This window comes from Megasphaera sp. MJR8396C (genome assembly GCF_001546855.1).
Lineage (GTDB): Bacteria > Bacillota > Negativicutes > Veillonellales > Megasphaeraceae > Megasphaera.
In genome coordinates this window covers 1-622 of record NZ_KQ958169.1, presented here as the reverse complement: position 1 = coordinate 622, position 622 = coordinate 1, and the positions used below count along the sequence as shown (strand labels likewise).

Below are 622 nucleotides of genomic sequence, written 5' to 3'. Positions count from 1 at the left end.
GCGACGGCGTGCCTATTGAAGAATGAACCGGCGAGTTGCTGGTGCTAGCGAGGTTAAGCAGAAAATGCGGAGCCGCAGCGAAAGCGAGTCTGAACAGGGCGTATAGTTAGTAACAGCAGACCCGAAACCACAGTGATCTACCCATGTCCAGGTTGAAGCACAGGTAAAAATGTGTGGAGGACCGAACCAGTGAGCGTTGAAAAGCTTTTGGATGAGATGTGGGTAGGGGTGAAATGCCAATCGAACGTGGAGATAGCTGGTTCTCCCCGAAATAGCTTTAGGGCTAGCCTCATGGCGAGAGTACAGGCGGTAGAGCACTGAACAGGGTAGGGGCCTATCCGGCTACTGAACCTAATCAAACTACGAATGGCTGTACTTATCCATGGGAGTCAGACTGTGAGTAATAAGGCCCATAGTCAAGAGGGAAACAGCCCAGACCAACAGCTAAGGTCCCCAATGCCGTACTAAGTGGCGAAGGATGTGGAATTTCAAAAACAACCAGGATGTTGGCTCAGAAGCAGCCACCATTAAAAGAGTGCGTAATAGCTCACTGGTCGAGAGACTCTGCGCCGAAGATGTCCGGGGCTAAAGTACGGAACCGAAGCTTTGGCAATTAACTTTG

At 50.8% G+C, this 622-nt stretch carries 1 rRNA gene; it reads left to right on the top strand.

Going from position 1 to position 622, the window contains the following annotated elements:
* A 23S ribosomal RNA gene (locus HMPREF3201_RS11345) occupies nucleotides 1–622 on the top strand; the annotation flags it as partial.